This window comes from Flavobacterium sp. 9R (assembly GCF_902506345.1).
In the GTDB taxonomy this organism is placed as follows: domain Bacteria; phylum Bacteroidota; class Bacteroidia; order Flavobacteriales; family Flavobacteriaceae; genus Flavobacterium.
Window position 1 is genome coordinate 322245 of sequence record NZ_LR733413.1, and the last position, 17477, is coordinate 339721.

Consider the following 17477-nt stretch of genomic DNA (forward strand, 5'->3'; position numbering starts at 1 on the left):
ATTATCTATTTTTTGTTTCTAAGAACGTTGGTTGTATTCTTTTATTGCTTCTTTTAGAATGTGAACCGCTTTTATGAGCTCTTCTTTACTTAAAACATAAGCAATGCGAACTTGATTTAAGCCCACACCGGGAGTAGAATAAAAACCAGCAGCAGGCGCTACCATAACTGTTTCTCCATTAAATTCATAGGTTTCTAAAAGCCATTGTGCAAAATCGTCGGCATTGTCTATTGGGAGTTGAGCGATACAATAAAAAGCTGCTTTTGGACTTTTTACTAGTACTCCATCAATTTTGTTAAGTTCATTGATTAAAATGTCTCTTCTTTCTTTGTACTCTACAATTACTTCGTCAAAATAACTTTTTGGCGTGTCTATAGCAGCTTCACAGGCAATTTGTTCAATTGTAGGTGGACACAAACGGGCTTGTGCAAACTTCATTGAAGCGGCAATAACTTCTTTGTTTTTGGTTACCAAGCAGCCTATTCTAGCGCCACACATACTGTATCTTTTGGAAACTGAATCAATCATAATGACATTTTGTTCAATTCCTTTTAGGTTCATTACGGAGAAATGTTGGTCTTTCTCGTCGTAAATAAATTCGCGATATACTTCGTCAGCAATAAGGAAGAGGTCATATTTTTTAACCAATGCACCAAGCTGATTTATTTCAGATTCGGAGTAGAGATAACCAGTTGGATTATTCGGGTTGCATATTAATATTGCCTTCGTTTTACTGGTAATAGCTTTTTCAAATTCTTCAATAGTTGGAAGAGTAAAACCACTTTCAATGTTGGAAATTACTGGAACAACGCGTGCGCTTGACTCAGCTGAAAAAGCACTGTAATTAGCATAAAAAGGTTCAGGGATAATTATTTCATCTTCGGGGTCCATAATGCTTCCTAAGGCAAAAAGCAAAGCTTCTGAACCTCCTGTTGTAATCATAATGTCCTCAGTCGCTACTGAAACATTTTGATTTTGATAAAATTTGGCTAGTTTTTTTCTATAACTTTCATAACCAGCAGATGGTCCGTATTCAATAATATCTAGTTGTATATTTTTGATAGCTTCAATTGCTAGTTCGGGGCTTTTTATATCGGGTTGACCAATGTTTAAATGATAGACTTTACGTCCTTTTGATTTAGCCAAATCTGCAAAAGGGGCTAATTTTCGAATTGGCGATTCAGGCATTTTTTTACCTCTGATTGAAATACTAGGCATGTTTTTAATAATTTGGTGCAAAATTGCGATTTTTTTTCCAAATTAAATGTAAATTTAAGTCCTATTTGTTATCAAATTCTAACAAATATGTTGGATTTTTTGTAATATTACCGAAACCTTTTTTAATGAGAATAGCTCTTTTTTTTCTATTATTTTTTCTAGGACAGTATACTAATCGTGCGCAAGAAGGGTTTCAATTTTTAGCCAATCAAACTCAAGTTGAGATACCATTTCAATTAATCAATAATCTCATTTTTGTGCCCATTACCGTGAATGGTATTGAGCTTAACTTTTTATTGGATACAGGAGTAGAGGAGACTTTATTGTTTAGTTTGGATGATAAAAAGGAATTGAATTTGTATAATGTTGATAAAATTCAACTACGGGGTTTGGGCAGTAATGAGTCAATTGAAGGATTGAAGTCTTCTAATAACTATATGTTTGTAAGAGGGTTGGTTTCTTCAAAGCAAAGTTTTTATATCATTTTAGACCAAAACTTTAATCTCTCCGCACATATTGGTATCCCTGTAAATGGGATTATTGGAACACAATTTTTTAAAAACAACTTGGTAGAAATTGATTATATCCGAAAAAAAATAAAGGTTTCAAAACTCAATGCCAAATACCAGAAAGAATTGGATAAAAAATTTGTCAAGATTCCTATTTCAATCGAAAAAGCGAAACCTTACTTCAATGTTCAGTTGAAAATGCAGGATACTTATATTCAGTCAAAGATGTTGATTGATATCGGGAATAGCGATGCAATTTGGGTTTTTCAAAACTACACTGAGGGGATTACTGTGCCTAAGAAAAATTTTGACGATTTTTTAGGTAAAGGATTTAGTGGAGATATCGAAGGCAAAAGAGCCAAAATAAGTGAATTAAAAATGGCTGATTTTAAGTTTACTACTCCAATTGTTGCATTTCCAGATTCGAGTTCGTTGAAGCATGTTAAAATGGTCGATAATAGAGTAGGTTCTATTGGTGCAGAAGTTTTTAGGAGATTTAAAGTTGTTTTTGATTATGAAAGAGGTACTATGTACCTGAAAAAAAATGGAAATTTCAAATCTCATTTTAAGTATAATAAAAGCGGTATTGAAATTGAGCAAAATGGATTGAAATGGGTAGAAGATTATGTGAAACTTGAAAATAATCTTTTGAAACCAGACGGCTCAAGTAATGAAGAATTTGGAAAAGTAATTAATAATTATAAATATAAATTCGAGTTAAAACCGAATTATGTTATTGCTAACATTCGCAAAAAATCAGCTGCCGAAAGATGTGGTTTGCGAGTAGGAGATGAGCTTGTTTCTATTGGTGGCGTGCCAGTCTTTAAGTATTCGCTTCAAAAAATAAACAATCTTTTTATGGTGGAAGAAGATAAAAATATCACCATAGTGGTTTTGAGAGATAATAACAAATTAAAGTTCACTTTCAGGTTAGAAAGTGAACTTTAAAATAGCTTTATATAACTTCTCCTTTGATTTTTAAGGCAACTCTACCATTCTCTTGATTTACTGCATTGGTTTCAACAGTGATGGTTTTTCTGATAGGTCCCGGAGTCATATTGTATTTTACTTCTATTTTGCCATTTTGTCCAGGCTGAATTGCCGATGTGGGTTTACTTAAAATGCTACACTCTTTGGTAGATAGTATATTGATGATTTGCAAAGGTGCATCGCCTGTGTTTTTAAATTCAAAAGTACGAATACCGTTATCCGCATTTTTACTCACTTTTCCATAATCGATTGTGTTATCGGGTGCCGAAAATTGGATTTTTGGACCACTTTGGCTGTAGGTGCTAATGGTAAAGAGCGCTGTGGCTATTACAATGATAAGATTTTTCATATAATTGGACTTTGTTTGGGTTGAGTAAATATAGTTTGTTTTAATTAGAGTACAAATTATTAATTCGCTTTTTATACTCTACTTTATTAATTACTTTTGCCAACGGTGCACTTACAAATATCGAACCAAAAACTAAATGTGGTATTGTTTACTTTCTTTTAGTTTGATATTCAAGGACCTAAAAACATACAATTACTAATAAAACGTATCTATTATAAAATGAGTATTCCTGCACAATTTGACGCTAAAACCATTGAGAATAAATGGTATGCTTACTGGATGAAAAACAATTATTTTCATTCTGAACCAGACCATAGAACTCCTTATACCATTGTAATTCCACCTCCAAATGTTACGGGAGTTTTGCATATGGGGCATATGTTGAATAATACGATTCAAGATGTTTTAATCCGAAGAGCTCGTTTGAAAGGGTTTAATGCTTGTTGGGTACCAGGTACAGACCACGCATCGATTGCTACTGAAGCTAAAGTAGTGGCCAAATTAAAATCGGAGGGTATTAATAAAGCCGATTTGACTCGTGAAGAATTTTTGAAACACGCCTACGATTGGACAGATAAATATGGTGGAACAATTTTAGAACAATTGAAACAGTTAGGTTGTTCTTGTGATTGGGATAGAACCAAATTTACAATGGATCCAGATATGTCGGCATCTGTTATCAAATCTTTTGTGGATTTGTATAACAAAGGAATGATTTACCGCGGCTATAGAATGGTAAATTGGGATCCTGAAGCTAAGACTACATTATCTGATGAAGAGGTAATTTACGAAGAACAACAAGGAAAGTTATTTTTTCTAAAATACAAAATTGAAGGGTCAGAAGATTTCTTGACAGTAGCTACGACGCGCCCTGAAACGATTTTTGGAGATACTGCTATTTGCATTAATCCAAATGATGAACGCTTTGCCCATTTAAAAGGAAAGAAAGCGATTGTTCCTATTTGTGGTCGTGTGATTCCAATTATCGAAGATGAGTATGTAGATGTAGAGTTTGGAACGGGGTGCTTGAAAGTCACACCAGCACACGATATGAATGACAAAACCTTGGGTGAGAAACATAATTTAGAGATTGTCGACATATTCAATGAAGATGCGACTTTAAATAGTTTTGGTATACACTACCAAGGGAAAGATCGTTTTGTAGTTCGTACCGAAATTGCTCAAGAATTAGAGTCAATTGGTGCTTTGGCTAAAACCGAAATTCATTTAAATAAAGTAGGAACCTCTGAAAGAACTAAGGCGGTAATCGAACCAAGATTGTCTGACCAGTGGTTCTTAAAAATGGATGATTTAGTAAAACCAGCTATTAAGTCGGTTTTAGAAGATGGAGATATTAAATTGCATCCTTCTCGTTTTAACAATACGTATGCGCATTGGTTGAACAACATTCGCGATTGGAATATTTCCCGTCAATTGTGGTGGGGACAACAAATTCCAGCTTATTTCTATGGCGACGGTAAAGAAGATTTTGTAGTGGCTGAAAATATTGAAGAGGCTTTGGCGTTAGCCAAAGAAAAAACTTCTAACTCCTCACTTCTAACCTCTGACCTTCGTCAGGATCCTGATGCGCTTGACACTTGGTTTTCTTCTTGGTTATGGCCAATGTCTGTTTTTGGTGGCATAATGGATCCAGAAAATGAAGATTTTAAATACTATTATCCAACGAATGATTTGGTTACAGGACCAGATATTTTATTTTTCTGGGTAGCCAGAATGATTATAGCAGGATATGAATATGCTGGCGAAAAACCATTTACGAATGTGTATTTAACGGGATTGGTTCGTGATAAACAACGTCGCAAAATGTCGAAGTCTTTGGGGAATTCTCCAGAGCCTTTGGAATTAATTGAAAAGTTTGGTGCCGATGGTGTTCGTGTAGGATTACTTTTGAGTGCTTCTGCTGGAAACGACATTATGTTCGACGAAGAATTATGCAATCAAGGAAAAGGTTTTTCTAACAAAATTTGGAACGCTTTCAAATTGATCAAAGGTTGGGAAGTTTCTGAAACGATTCCACAACCCGAATCTTCAAAAGTATCCATTGAATGGTACGAAGCGAAGTTGCAACAAGCCTTAGCTGAGATTGAAGACAATTTTGAAAAGTATAGAATTTCAGATGCTTTGATGGGAATTTATAAATTGGTTTGGGATGATTTCTGTTCTTGGTTCTTAGAAATGATCAAACCTGCTTATCAACAACCAATTGATAAAGCTACGTTTGATAAAGCCATCGAAATGTTAGAAAACAATATGAAATTATTGCATCCATTTATGCCTTTCCTAACAGAGGAAATTTGGCATTTAATCGCGGATAGAACCAAAGAAGAAGCTTTAATTGTTTCAACTTGGCCAGAAATTAAACCGTTCAATGCGGCATTAATAGCTGATTTTGAAAATACAATCGAAGTAATTTCTGGAATTAGAACCATTCGTAAAGACAAGAACATTCCGTTTAAGGATACTATCGAATTAAAAGTGGTGAATAATGACAATGCTTCTACTTATTTCGATGCAATAGTAACTAAATTGGGGAATATAACTTCATTAGCATACGTTTCAGAAAAAGTGGATGGCGCTTTGTCTTTCCGTGTAAAATCAAACGAATATTTTATTCCAATCACAGGAAACATTGATGTAGCAGCTGAAATTGCTAAATTGACTGAAGAATTGAATTACACCAAAGGCTTTTTGAAATCGGTTCAAGGAAAATTAGCGAATGAAAAATTTGTAGCTGGTGCACCAGAGAAAGTAATTGAAATGGAACGCAAAAAAGAAGCGGATGCTTTAGCTAAAATTGCCACTATTGAGCAAAGTTTGGCTGGGTTGAAATAACATCTGTTAAAGTATAAAACCAAAAAAACCAATGTTGAATTGCCAACATTGGTTTTTTTTATGGATTAATAATTACTGATTACAATTTGTATTTCAAAATCGCCATTACTTGAGTTGGCGCAATTGGGTTTACACTATAATTTTCGTGTACGGTGTAATTCAATTCGTTGGTGATGTTGGAAACTTTGCATAATAATGAAATTTTTTTCCAATCATAGCCTACAGAAACATCAACAGTAGTATATCCTTTTAATGGGATATCACGGTCTTCAATGGTTATGGTATACGTTTTTGGATTGGTTGTAGGCTTGTTTTCTGTCCAAACATAACGGTCATTCCATCCGCCAATTCGGTCACCTATATAATTAGCAACACCACCAATGGTAATCCCTTTGAAAAAACCTTCTGGAATTTTGTAAAATACACTAAAGTTGGCGGTATGTTTTGGTGTTCTAACCAATAAGTCTCCTTCTACTAAACTACCACTAGTTCCTGAGGTTTTGGTAATTTTAGTTTCATTAAAACTATATCCTGCCAAAATGTTTAAACCTTTAACTGGGTTAGCATTGATGTCAATTTCAATCCCTTTTCCTCTAGTGCCCCCCACTAATTCTTTTAAATTAGTATTGACATTGGGAGTAACTCCATCAGCTGCAAAAGGGGCGGTTTGAGCTAGATTATTGTTATCAATAATGTAGGCAGTGATATTTGTGGTTATTAGTCCTTTCATAAAATCCTTTTTGATTCCTACTTCATATTGGTCAATGATAGAAGGATCAAGTGGCTTAAAATCAATGGTCGTTCCTGTATTAGGCGTGAAAGAATTAGAATAACTACCAAACACCGTCGTAGTTTTATTAGGTTGATAAACTAAGCCTGCTTTTGGAGAGAACGCTCTATTTAAATTTTTAGCTCCTTCAGTAACTGTATTTTTTGTAAAATCTGTGGTTACTACTTGAGCTTCTTGCCAAGACCAACGAATACCTGCTAAAACTTTAATTTTATCTGTAAATGAAATCAAATCTTGTGCATATCCACCAAAACGACTAGTTTCTGTAACTGCAATTTGTGTATTGGCTGCATTTGGAATGTCGTTTCTTTGTGAGTCAGGATTGAAACTAAAAAGATTGATAGTGTCATATAAACTTGGATCGTATTTTCCATTTACCATAACCGCTTTTTCGTTAAAAACATAGGTGTAGTTATCAGCAATCGACAGTTCATAATCAACCCCAGTAAAGATTTGATGTTTAACTTTTCCAGTGTAAAAAGTACCTTGAATACTTAACTGATCACCAAATATTTTCTCTAAATTTTTATTTTGAACCAATCCTCTGTTCCAAGTGCCTGGAACAGCATACGTGTTTAAATTGGAAATTTGCGCTGTAGATTTTTGTGTTCTGTTGTAATTCTGAAACGATGAATTAAAATTCAATTTCCAATTAGTATTAAAATCGTGGTGTAATTGAACCGATGCACTTGAAGATTTGGTGTTTCCGTTAGACCATTTTGCTCCAAAGAACTGATTTCTTGGTAAATCTAATATTTCTTTCCCAATGATTCCTGTACCAAAATCAGGGGTCCAATCGGCGCTTAAATAATCTCCTTGAAGTGTAATTTGTGTTTTTTCGGATAATAAAAATAAGAATGAAGGATTGAAATAAATTCTATCATTGGTTACAAAGTCTCTAAAACTTTCTGATTTTTCATAGGAACCGTTAAAACGATAGGCGATGGATTGATTCAAAGGACCATAAACATCAAAGGCAGGTTTGTAATAGTTATAGCTTCCCATTTGGATTGAAAATTCTCCTCCATCAGTAAATTTTGGGGTTTTGGTTACCAAATTTAAAATACCTCCTGGAGCTACATTTCCATATAATAAGGCTGCTCCACCTTTTAAGAACTCTACTTTTTCTAAACCCGAAACTTCCGGAATAGAACCTGCATTATAGCGAAAGCCGTTTTTAAACATATTATTGGCAGACATATCATACCCCCTTGAGAAGAATGATTCTTGCGCACCACCACGTGCGGAGCCAACATAAATTCCGTTAGCGTTTTTAATCACATCACTCAATCGAATCGCTTGTTGTTGTTCGATGATTTCAGCTCCAATAACTTGAACCGTTTGTGGGTTGTCCATTGGTTTTAGACCTGAACGGATAGCTGTTACGGGCTGTCTTTGTTTATGCGCTTTAACGATTACCTCATTTAAAACAGCACCTTTTTTATTTTTTACGGTATCCATTTCAAAATCAAAGGATTCTATAGTTGATTTTTTATCGTTTGCAGCAGCGCTTGCTTGATGATTTTCTTGGGCGTTACTTCCGAAGTAGGCTAAGAGTAGAGCAGGGAGGAGTATATATTTCATCTTGTTTATTTGGAATAATTAAAAATAACTATGCAAATATAAAACCCTCTTTTGAAACCACAAAGCTTATTTAGATTAAATATGAATAAAAATAAGAAATAGTTTTAAAGTGTTTGTTTGTCAGTAATTTGGAATACTTTTTTTGTTATGGATTCTTGACTGAAAAAGTCTTATTATACAATTTTTATGGAAGAAAGTCACTTTTTTGAGGTGTATTGAAAGCAAAAAGGACTAAAGTTTAGCCTTCAATTTCTTTTTGAAGTTTTTCGACCGAATCACTTTTCCGTTATCGGTAATCATAATGCAGCTGTAGTCCGCGAATTTTTCGAGTAAAAGCAATCCTTGCTGGTGTCCCAAAACCATTAACGAAGTGCTCAAACCATTGGCCGTTTCAGCATTGGGGCCAAAAACGGTGACGCTACACAAACCCGTAGCAGGATAACCCGTAGCGGGATTTATAATGTGCGAATAGCGTTTGCCATCAAAAACGACATATTTTTCATAACTCCCAGAAGTGGTTACGGCTTCTTGCCTTAATGGAACGACCGCCATAATTTTTTCGGGTCGAAAAGGGTTTGTAATGCCAATATTCCAAGGTTTGCCATTTGGCTGTGTTCCCCACGTACTCATATCGCCAGAGCCATTAATGATTCCAGCGGGAATGCCTTTGGCCAGCATCATAGCGCGACATTTATCGGTTGCGTAGCCTTCGCCCAAAGCGCCAAAACCAATTTTCATTCCTTTTACTTTCAAGAAAATGGTCGATTGAACGGAGTCTAATAGGATGTTTTGGTAGCCCACTTTTTCAACCGATTTTTTTATGGCTTCTGCCGTTGGCATCTCGGTCATCGACCCGTCAAATTTCCAAATCCTATCCATAGCCGCAAAACTAATGTCAAACGCACCTTTGGTAATCCTAGAAAATTCAAGCGCTCTTTGGGTCAATTCAAATACTTCTTTGTCGACTTTTACAGGGCGAATACCCGCATTTTGATTCACTTCTGAAATTTGTGAAGTGGGTTTCCAGTCCGAAATCAAATGCTCAATTCGAGTGATTTCGGCAACAACAGCATCGATATTTTCTTTTGCCGTGGCTGAGTCTTGGGCTACAATCGTAATGTCAAAACGCCCACCCATAAGCAAAGTCGTTTTTTTTCGTAACACCTGACAGTGACACGAAACACTCCAAACGAGTAGGAATAGGAAAAGATTTTTGGTTGACATAACGTATGTTGTATAATGTAAATATATTGATTTTGGGCGTGCCCCTCCCGAAAAAGGTCGGGTCGGGCTGTACGTTCCCGCTTTTTTTGAGCAAAAAAAATGCTCAAAAAAGAGCTCCACTGCCATCCCTCACGCAAACGTTCCTAAAGAAAATGAGTTGTTCACCATTCGAATTGTAGCGAAAACGGGACGATGTAAAGCTCTACAAACCCTGATAGCCGCTCCTGATTTTTTTTATTCCTGCAAGGTCTTTTTTTTGACCTTGTAGGTATTTGAATAAACAAAGATACCTACAAGGTTTTGAAAACCTTGCAGGAAATTGTTACATCACGACTAATCTTTAAGTTGCTTCTCCCTCTCCTTTGGAGAGGGTCTGAGTGAGGCTTTCTAATAACAATCGGTCAAAATTTGCCCTTTGGCTTTGTAATCTGAAAAGCTTGTATTGGATTCCTCTAATAGGGTTTCGAGTACTTTTTCTACATCTTTTTGCATTGCCAAAGAGCCACAAATCATAATGACACCATTTTCATTCAACAGCACTTTGAAAAAAGCCGCATCACGTTCAACCAACTGTGTCACACGACAGCCGTTCGATATTCTAGATAAGGCCAAATTAAAACTTTGAAGCCTTTGTTGGTTCATCATTTCTTGCGCTAGTTTTGTATAACTGGCAACGCTTTTTGTCTCGGTTCTAAAACCGCAATACAAATACGTTTCCGTTTTGGGTGTCGACTCTTGAATCATTCCTAAGAACGGCGCAATTCCAGTTCCATTAGAAATTAAGGCAACTTTGTTCGCTTGTTTCGGGAAGTGAAAAGCAGTATTCGTTATTACTCGGGCTTTTATTTTTACCCCTATTTCAAGTTGGTTCAAATAACCCGAACCTAATCCGTATTCGTGTAATTTGACAACCAATTGTAGTTTTTCGTTGTGTTTACCGATGGAGTATAAACGCTCTCTACTATCGTTGGCAGGATAAATAGCTAACAAATCTCCCGATTGGAATTTGGTCGTCCAAGGCGTTTTGAAGTTGACCAAAAAGGTGTCTTCGTCTGTGGATACTTGTGTTTTGGTAACTACTTCAAAAGTTTGTAGACCCTTTGGTATTGCATTGTATAGCGATGGAGTAGTAGCAAGTGGTAAGGAAGTTGCGGTATTCCATAACTGAATCCAAGCCACAAATTCTTCTGTTGATTTGTCGTTTATGGTATGTAACGGTACGATGGTTTCGCTCCAATTTTGTTTTGCTAATGCAGCTTCTACATCATAAGCAAAACCACAAAAATCAGCATAGGATTTAGACCCAAAACCAATGATAGCGGTTTTTATTTTTTGTTTTTGTGTAATTTTTTCTAGTAATTCAATAAATTGATCCGCATTAGATGGTGCATCGCCCATCCCGTGAGTTGCTGCAAAAACGAGCAATTGTTCTGCTTTTGGAAACTGGGTATAAGAATTCATCTCGGCGAGATAGGCTTTTTTACCAAGAGCAATAAATTGTTGTTGTACAGCATTGGCAAATCGCAAGGTACTTCCGTTTTCGGAACCTACGAGGAGAATGATTTCGCTGTCTTTGGCTTTGAATTTATTTTTGATGCGACTGGCTCTGCGTCGCAACGTCATCGCAAATCCAGAATAAATAAAAAACAATAGATTGATACTAGCCAAACCAAGAATTACAGCCCACAGAATGTTGGTTCTGCCGGTGTGTAAATCGAGACTAAGGTCTTTAAATTGTGTGGTGGTTGCGATTGCTTTTTCTGTAACTACAGCTCCAGTTACTTGATGTACTTCTATTTCTTTATCTTTTAGATGAATGATAAAGTATTCTTCAGGATCATCCGAAAAAGGAAATTCTATTTTGGTGACATCAGCCAAAAGCGCCGTCTTGAAAAAAGATGTTTTTTGTTTTTTGGACGAAGGCTGAGCTACAGTTTCGGTTGCTGAAGCATCGTTTTCTATAAAAAAATGAAATTTTTCTAGCGTAAGATAAGCCCCAGTAATCGCAATGATAAGTATTGGAAGTAGCGCTAATCTTCCAGTAATGATGTGATAATATTGAGCGAAGTTTTCTTTTACAACTTTTGAAAACACACTACGAATGCTTCTTTGACGATTAATGATTAACGCCAATCCAGAAAGTGCAATAAGCGCCAATAAAAATGAAATAAAACCAACGACAAAACGTCCAGTTTCTTTTAAAAACAAAGAGCGGTGCAATGCCGTAGTCCATTGGATGAATTCGCTTTTTGGGGTTGGTTTCCCTAGAATTTTACCGTTGGTTGGATCTACATAGGCATTAACATCATTACCTTCTTGATCTATTCCTTCAAGTAGAACAAACTGATTGTGATCCACGCTTAGTGCTGTTATTTCAGGATAGGTTTTTCGTAAAACAGGAAGCGTTTCTGCTAACGTTATTCTATCGAAATTACTGACTTGGTAAGAAGGTATTTTTTCTTGAATGGCATCTACAGCTAGAATGGTACCCGTAACGGCTGCTAGGACTAAAAAAAGGGAAGAGAAAATCGCTAGAACCAAATGTGCGTAGCGCCAAAAGGAAAGAGTCATAGAAAAAGGACTATTAGTTTTTATGATGTACAAATTGAAAAAACGAAGTCAAATAAGATAAAGGTTGTGGTTCCTCAATCTTAAATGACTTTGCCTATTTTTTCAAGATGTTTTTAGATTTTATTGAATCGTACGTAGCGGATATATCCTTTGCCATCTGTTTTGGCAGCCAATCCTTCTGTGGATAATGGGATTTCGGCATCGGCAACATAGTATTTATTGTCCTCTACAGCACTTTCAAAACGGAGTTTGTAGCCTTTGTTGATTTTGGCATCTTCTATGTCGATGGTGGTAATGCTGCGGTCTCCTCCAGTTACAGAAGCTCCAGTTTTGGCACTAATGTTTTCTTGTTTTTTCGATTGGAATTTATGCCATTCTTTGATGGTTTTGTACCATTTTTTATCGTCACCCATTACGTAAAGTGTTTTCTCATATTCTCCTTTTGGATTGATTAACGACACGACAATATAGGCACCTTCACCCACATAATTTGACATTTGCAACATACATTTGTATTTGCTAGTTTGAGCAGTCGCTTGAAAAGATAAAAAACTGATAAAGGTAAGTAAGCTTATTTTTAAGAATGATTTCATTATGAGGATAAATTATGAATTTTAAGTGACGTGATTTGAGTTATGAGTTTTGAATTATTTTGGCTATTCACTAGTTACTAAGGACTAATCACTAAGGACTAGCTCAACTATTTCAAAAACTCTAAATCTGTTTTCTTTTTGGTTAATGTTTCGTTTTCTTTCGCCAATGCATAAGGGGTTTCGTCAAATTCTGTTTTAGCATCTTTTTGTGCCCCAATAGAGATTAAATATTTTAAAATAGCATCATCTTTCGCAATCATTGCCGCTTTGTGTAAAGCCGTTAAGCCATCATTGTTTTTGGCATTGCTATCAATTTTTAAATCGGCTAGTTTTTTGAGCAAATTTAAATCGTTTTTGATTACCGCCAAATGATACAAGGTATTTCCGTCTTTTTGAGGTGTAGAAAGGACAAAGCCTTTGTCTTGTAAGATCTTTATTTTAGCTTCAAAAGGGTCTTGTTTTGGTGTGTTGGCTGCTTCAGGACCACGTCCGCCGCCTGTTTGAGGACGATATGATTGAATTAAATAGTAGCCTAAATTGTTACCATCTTTATCGGTTACTGTAATATCAGCATTATGATTCAAAAGTTGCGTGATTGCTTCTGGTGTTCCTGATTTAACTGCAAAAGTTAAGGCACTTTCTTTTTTTGAGTTTTGCGCATTGGTATTTTTGGTTACCGCTATTAATTGTTCCAAAGTAGCGGTTTCACGACCAGCTGCAGCAAGCATCAATGGTGTGTTTCCTTCTTTGTCTGCTTGGTTAGGATCCACACCTTTAGAAAGGAAATAGGCTATGATTTCTGTTTGATTGGGTTTGTTTGCTAAAAAGTGAAGTACTGTTTCACCAGACTTACTACTAGTAGTAGGTTTGATTTTCAATTCTTCAACCAAATATTTATAGGTTTCAAGTGTGCTTGATTCTCTACGTGTACCTTGAGCGGCAAAAAGAAGCGCATTGTTGGTGTATTTTACTCCTTTTGCTAAAAGGGTTTTCAAGAAAGCAACATTACCAGTTTTTGCTGCATAATCAAATGCTGTATTGCCGTTGCTATCTACATCTTTTAGAGATAAGCCTTTTGTAGCTAAATAATCACTTAGCGTTAAGTTCTTATCTGTGGCAATGGTCATAAGTTGCAGGTTGATGCCGTCTTTGTATTTTTTCTTTGGATCAATGCCAGCTTTGAAAAAAGCCTCGTACAATTTTGGATTCGATTGTCCACCAATGGCAGCAAAGGTAAGCGGAGTTTCTCCTTTACTGTCTTCCAAATTGATGTCAGAGCCTTTAGCGATTAAGTATTCTATAATTTCTACATTCCCTTTGTTAGCTGCCCAATGCAGGTAGATTCGGTTGTCGTGGGTCAGTTTGTTTACTTCGTTTCCAGGTTGTTCCAACAAGAATTTAATAGTAGAAGCTGGCGCGTCATTATTTATGGCCATTACGGTTACATCAAAAGCATTGGGTGTCGCCGCAGATGGGCTGTTGCCTTTTTCAATTTCGGCTTTTACAGTGGCCACATCGGGCGAAGTTTTCCAAAAGGACTGGTCGAGTAAGCTATTTTTTTGTTGGGCACTGCACCAAACAGTTGTAATTAAAGATAGGGTTAATAATATGTTTTTCATATTTTGGAAAGGATTAAAAACAATGTTGTTTATTTAGAATAAATAAAAACAATGCAAATGTAAGTATTAAAACTAATTTTCCAATAGCTTTTGTATTCGTAAGAATGAAAAAAGTAAAAATGGTTTAACACTGTTGGATGAATAAATAAAAAAACCTCAGTAAAAACCGAGGTTATAGTATTGATATTGAATTATTTCGTTTTTTTAAGCGTATAGGTTTCGGATGTAACTTTTCCGGCTTGTTTTCCAGAAATTTTTGCAATCAACGTATTAGCATCGGCTAATTTGTAATTGATTTTTTGTGGGTAATCGTGTTTTGGATTTTCGAAGACCAAGTTTTTTTCTGTGGTGGAGGTGAGGGGAAACGATACGGCTTCGTCATTGTTTTCGCCTATTACAGTAGCTTTGTAGATGAGGTTTTCTCCTTTTTGTTGCAACACAATTGTTTCGTTGTGCAAAGTGTCTTTCCCTTTTATAAAATAAGAAGTCCCTTCAAAAGTGCTGTCGTTTACAGATTTCCATGTTTCTTCTAAAATTCCTTGTTCAGACTGCTGGGTCCAAGTGCCCAAGAGCCATTGCGAAGCTTTGATTTTTTCATTTTTGTTCGCGTTGTTGTTACAGGACGCAAGTGCTAAAAAGACCAATAAAAGTGTCGTTTTTTGAAACATGATGCAAATTTTTTGTTTGGATTGATGGCGCTAATTTATGAAAAAAGTTTGCGTTCTTAACCGCAAAAATCACAAAGTTAGCGCAAGGAACGCAACGCTTAGCGAACTTTGCGTAATTCTTTGTGAACTTTGCGGTTGAATAGAATTAAATGCTTTTCTCTAAAATAGAATATACCAGTTCTTTTGTCGGTTTTTGTTCTTTTAGTTTTTCTCTAACCATTTCAAAAGTAACTTTAAAATCACAACCCAATTTATAATCGCTACAACCGTAAGCCGTTTTTCCTTTTAGCACTGTTCCTTTTTTGCATTTTGGGCAAGTCAAAGTATCAAGTGTCTTTTTTAATTCGGTTTTCTTTGGTTCAAATTTGAGTTTGAAATTTTCTTCAAAACGGATTAAACCCTCAACTGATCCTGCATCGATTTTAAAGTCTTTTAAATTTACAGTTGATCCTTTTTGAAGCAAGCGCAAATATTGACTTTCAGAAATCTTTTTACCTTCAAAAACATAGGGAAGTACAAAATCGCAACCCGATTTATATTCACTACAACCATAAGCCGATTTTCCTTTAATCAAATTTCCTTTTTGACATTTTGGGCATAAGGCTGCCAAAATTCCTGCCGCTTTCTTTTTCTCTACAACAGTTTCTATTTTTGGGACATTTGCTGTGTGAGAAATATTGGCACGTCTGGTTTCGCTTCTCACTTCATAGACTAAATTATCGACCATTTGCTTCATATTTTTTATGAAAGCCGAAGCTGTATAGGTGCCCTTTTCAATATCGCGCAATTGCTTTTCCCAAGTTCCTGTGAGTTCTGCTGATTTTATCAATTCATTCTGAATTGTATCAATCAATTGCACTCCTGTTGGTGTGGGCAAAACTTGTTTTTTATTGCGGACTATGTATTTTCGTCTAAAGAGCGTTTCAATAATATTCGCGCGAGTAGAAGGACGACCAATACCATTTTCTTTCATTAATTCTCGTAAATCCTCGTCATCTACTTGTTTGCCTGCGGTTTCCATCGCTCTCAAAAGTGTAGCCTCGGTAAACTGATTGGGCGCTTTGGTTTCCTTTTCTAAAAAGGAAGGTTGGTGAGGTCCTTTTTCGCCAACCACAAAATTCGGAAGTAGGTCTGCTTCTTTCTCTTTAGCATTCGTACTGAGCGGAGTCGAAGTATCAAAAACAACACGGAATCCTTTCTTTAAGATTTCCTTCCCAGTAGTTTTAAAATGTACCTCGGCTGCTTTACCAATTACGGTAGTAGTAGCCACCAAACAATCGTCATAAAACACAGCGATAAAACGCTTTACAATACTATCATATACTTGTTGTTGATTGAATTGTAAATGGCTCTGTACGCCAGTAGGAATGATGGCGTGGTGGTCGGTAACTTTTTTATCGTTAAACACCTTGGGCGATTTTTTTATCTTTTTTGCCAACAGCGGTTCTGTCAGTGCAGCATATTGCGTTAAGTTTTGCAAAATAGCTGGGACTTTAGGATAAATGTCGTTGGGCAAGAAAGTGGTATCAACTCTAGGGTAAGTAACTACTTTTTGTTCGTATAAAGTCTGAACAATTTTAAGTGTTTCCTCCGCCGAAAATCCAAATTTGGTATTGCAATACACCTGTAATCCCGTTAAATCAAAGAGTTTTGGAGCATATTCATTGCCCTTTTTTTTATCGATACTTACAATCTCAAAATCACTTTCTTTAACTTTGTTGGCCAAAACCGCTCCCTCGTCTTTATTCAAAAACCGCCCTTCTTCATAACTAAAAAGCGTTTCTCTGTACAAGGTTTGCAATTCCCAATAGGGCTGAGGTTTAAAATTTTCAATCGCTTTGAAGCGTTCTACAACCATCGCCAGTGTAGGAGTTTGCACCCGCCCAATTGACAATACTTGTTGGTAACCTCCGTGTTTTACGGTATACAAACGCGTGGCATTCATCCCCAGCAACCAGTCGCCAATGGCTCTAGAGAAACCAGCATAAAACAAATTATCATATTGGGACGCTGGTTTTAGGTTTTGAAAACCTTCTTTTATAGCTTCAGCAGTTAGAGACGAAATCCATAAACGTTGTACTTCGCCTTTGTACTTCGCTTCGTTCATTACCCATCGCTGAATGAGTTCCCCTTCTTGTCCAGCATCACCACAATTAATCACAACGGTAGCTTTGTCAAACAAACTTTTGATGATGTTGAATTGCTTCTGAATTCCCGAATTCTGCACCAATTTAGTTTCAAATTTTTCTGGAAGCATCGGTAAGTTATTCAAATCCCAACTCTTCCAGTGAGGCCAATAATCGTTTGGTTCTTTTAAGGTGCACAAATGACCAAACGTATACGTTACCGCATAACCATTACCTTCAAAATACCCATCGTGCTTGGTATTGGCGCCCAATATGGTGGCAATTTCTCGAGCAACACTGGGTTTTTCGGCAATACAAACCTTCATTTTTTCTTTATTAATTTGAAGGCGCAAATTAGGAATTTAGAAATTGAGAAACCATCA

At 36.2% G+C, this 17477-nt stretch carries 11 protein-coding genes; 2 read left to right on the forward strand and 9 right to left on the reverse strand.

Going from position 1 to position 17477, the window contains the following annotated elements:
• Nucleotides 1-18 precede the first annotated feature (18 nt).
• The gene (locus tag FLAVO9AF_RS01505) at nucleotides 19-1218 is read right to left on the reverse strand and encodes a pyridoxal phosphate-dependent aminotransferase (protein ID WP_159683102.1); all 1200 of its coding nucleotides are present in this window, start codon (nucleotides 1216-1218) and stop codon (nucleotides 19-21) included.
• A 125-nt stretch (nucleotides 1219-1343) separates the two neighbouring features.
• Between FLAVO9AF_RS01505 and FLAVO9AF_RS01510 the strand changes: the two genes are divergently transcribed.
• Nucleotides 1344-2675, forward strand: a complete 1332-nt coding sequence (locus FLAVO9AF_RS01510) for a PDZ domain-containing protein (protein ID WP_159683105.1) — start codon at nucleotides 1344-1346, stop codon at nucleotides 2673-2675.
• A 7-nt stretch (nucleotides 2676-2682) separates the two neighbouring features.
• Here FLAVO9AF_RS01510 and FLAVO9AF_RS01515 read toward each other — a convergent pair whose 3' ends face one another.
• Nucleotides 2683-3066 (reverse strand): DUF1573 domain-containing protein, encoded by a 384-nt coding sequence (locus FLAVO9AF_RS01515; RefSeq protein ID WP_159683108.1) that lies wholly within the window; start codon nucleotides 3064-3066, stop codon nucleotides 2683-2685.
• Between the two features lie 219 nt (nucleotides 3067-3285).
• Between FLAVO9AF_RS01515 and FLAVO9AF_RS01520 the strand changes: the two genes are divergently transcribed.
• Complete coding sequence (locus FLAVO9AF_RS01520) at nucleotides 3286-5919, forward strand: valine--tRNA ligase (RefSeq protein WP_159683114.1); 2634 nt, start codon at nucleotides 3286-3288, stop codon at nucleotides 5917-5919.
• 79 nt (nucleotides 5920-5998) lie between these two features.
• Here FLAVO9AF_RS01520 and FLAVO9AF_RS01525 read toward each other — a convergent pair whose 3' ends face one another.
• The 7 genes from FLAVO9AF_RS01525 to FLAVO9AF_RS01555 all read right to left on the reverse strand — a co-directional run bounded on the left by FLAVO9AF_RS01525 (nucleotide 5999) and on the right by FLAVO9AF_RS01555 (nucleotide 17420).
• Nucleotides 5999-8293: a TonB-dependent siderophore receptor gene (locus FLAVO9AF_RS01525; RefSeq protein WP_159683119.1), complete on the reverse strand. Its 2295-nt coding sequence runs from the start codon at nucleotides 8291-8293 to the stop codon at nucleotides 5999-6001.
• A gap of 231 nt (nucleotides 8294-8524) precedes the next feature.
• The gene (locus FLAVO9AF_RS01530) at nucleotides 8525-9517 is read right to left on the reverse strand and encodes an FAD:protein FMN transferase (protein WP_159683122.1); all 993 of its coding nucleotides are present in this window, start codon (nucleotides 9515-9517) and stop codon (nucleotides 8525-8527) included.
• Between the two features lie 387 nt (nucleotides 9518-9904).
• Nucleotides 9905-12088 carry a PepSY domain-containing protein gene (locus tag FLAVO9AF_RS01535; protein ID WP_159683127.1) on the reverse strand — a complete coding sequence of 728 codons (2184 nt, stop codon included), beginning with the start codon at nucleotides 12086-12088 and terminating at the stop codon, nucleotides 9905-9907.
• Nucleotides 12089-12201: 113 nt separating this feature from the next.
• The gene (locus FLAVO9AF_RS01540) at nucleotides 12202-12681 is read right to left on the reverse strand and encodes a DUF2271 domain-containing protein (RefSeq protein WP_159683132.1); all 480 of its coding nucleotides are present in this window, start codon (nucleotides 12679-12681) and stop codon (nucleotides 12202-12204) included.
• A 107-nt stretch (nucleotides 12682-12788) separates the two neighbouring features.
• Entirely contained in the window at nucleotides 12789-14300 is a 1512-nt protein-coding gene (locus FLAVO9AF_RS01545; RefSeq protein WP_159683136.1) for an ankyrin repeat domain-containing protein, read from the reverse strand.
• Between the two features lie 191 nt (nucleotides 14301-14491).
• Nucleotides 14492-14968, reverse strand: coding sequence for a DUF6265 family protein (locus tag FLAVO9AF_RS01550; RefSeq protein ID WP_159683140.1), 477 nt, complete (start codon nucleotides 14966-14968; stop codon nucleotides 14492-14494).
• A 145-nt stretch (nucleotides 14969-15113) separates the two neighbouring features.
• A complete protein-coding gene (locus tag FLAVO9AF_RS01555; RefSeq protein ID WP_159683144.1) occupies nucleotides 15114-17420 on the reverse strand; it encodes a type IA DNA topoisomerase in 2307 nt (768 codons plus the stop codon).
• Nucleotides 17421-17477 lie beyond the last annotated feature (57 nt).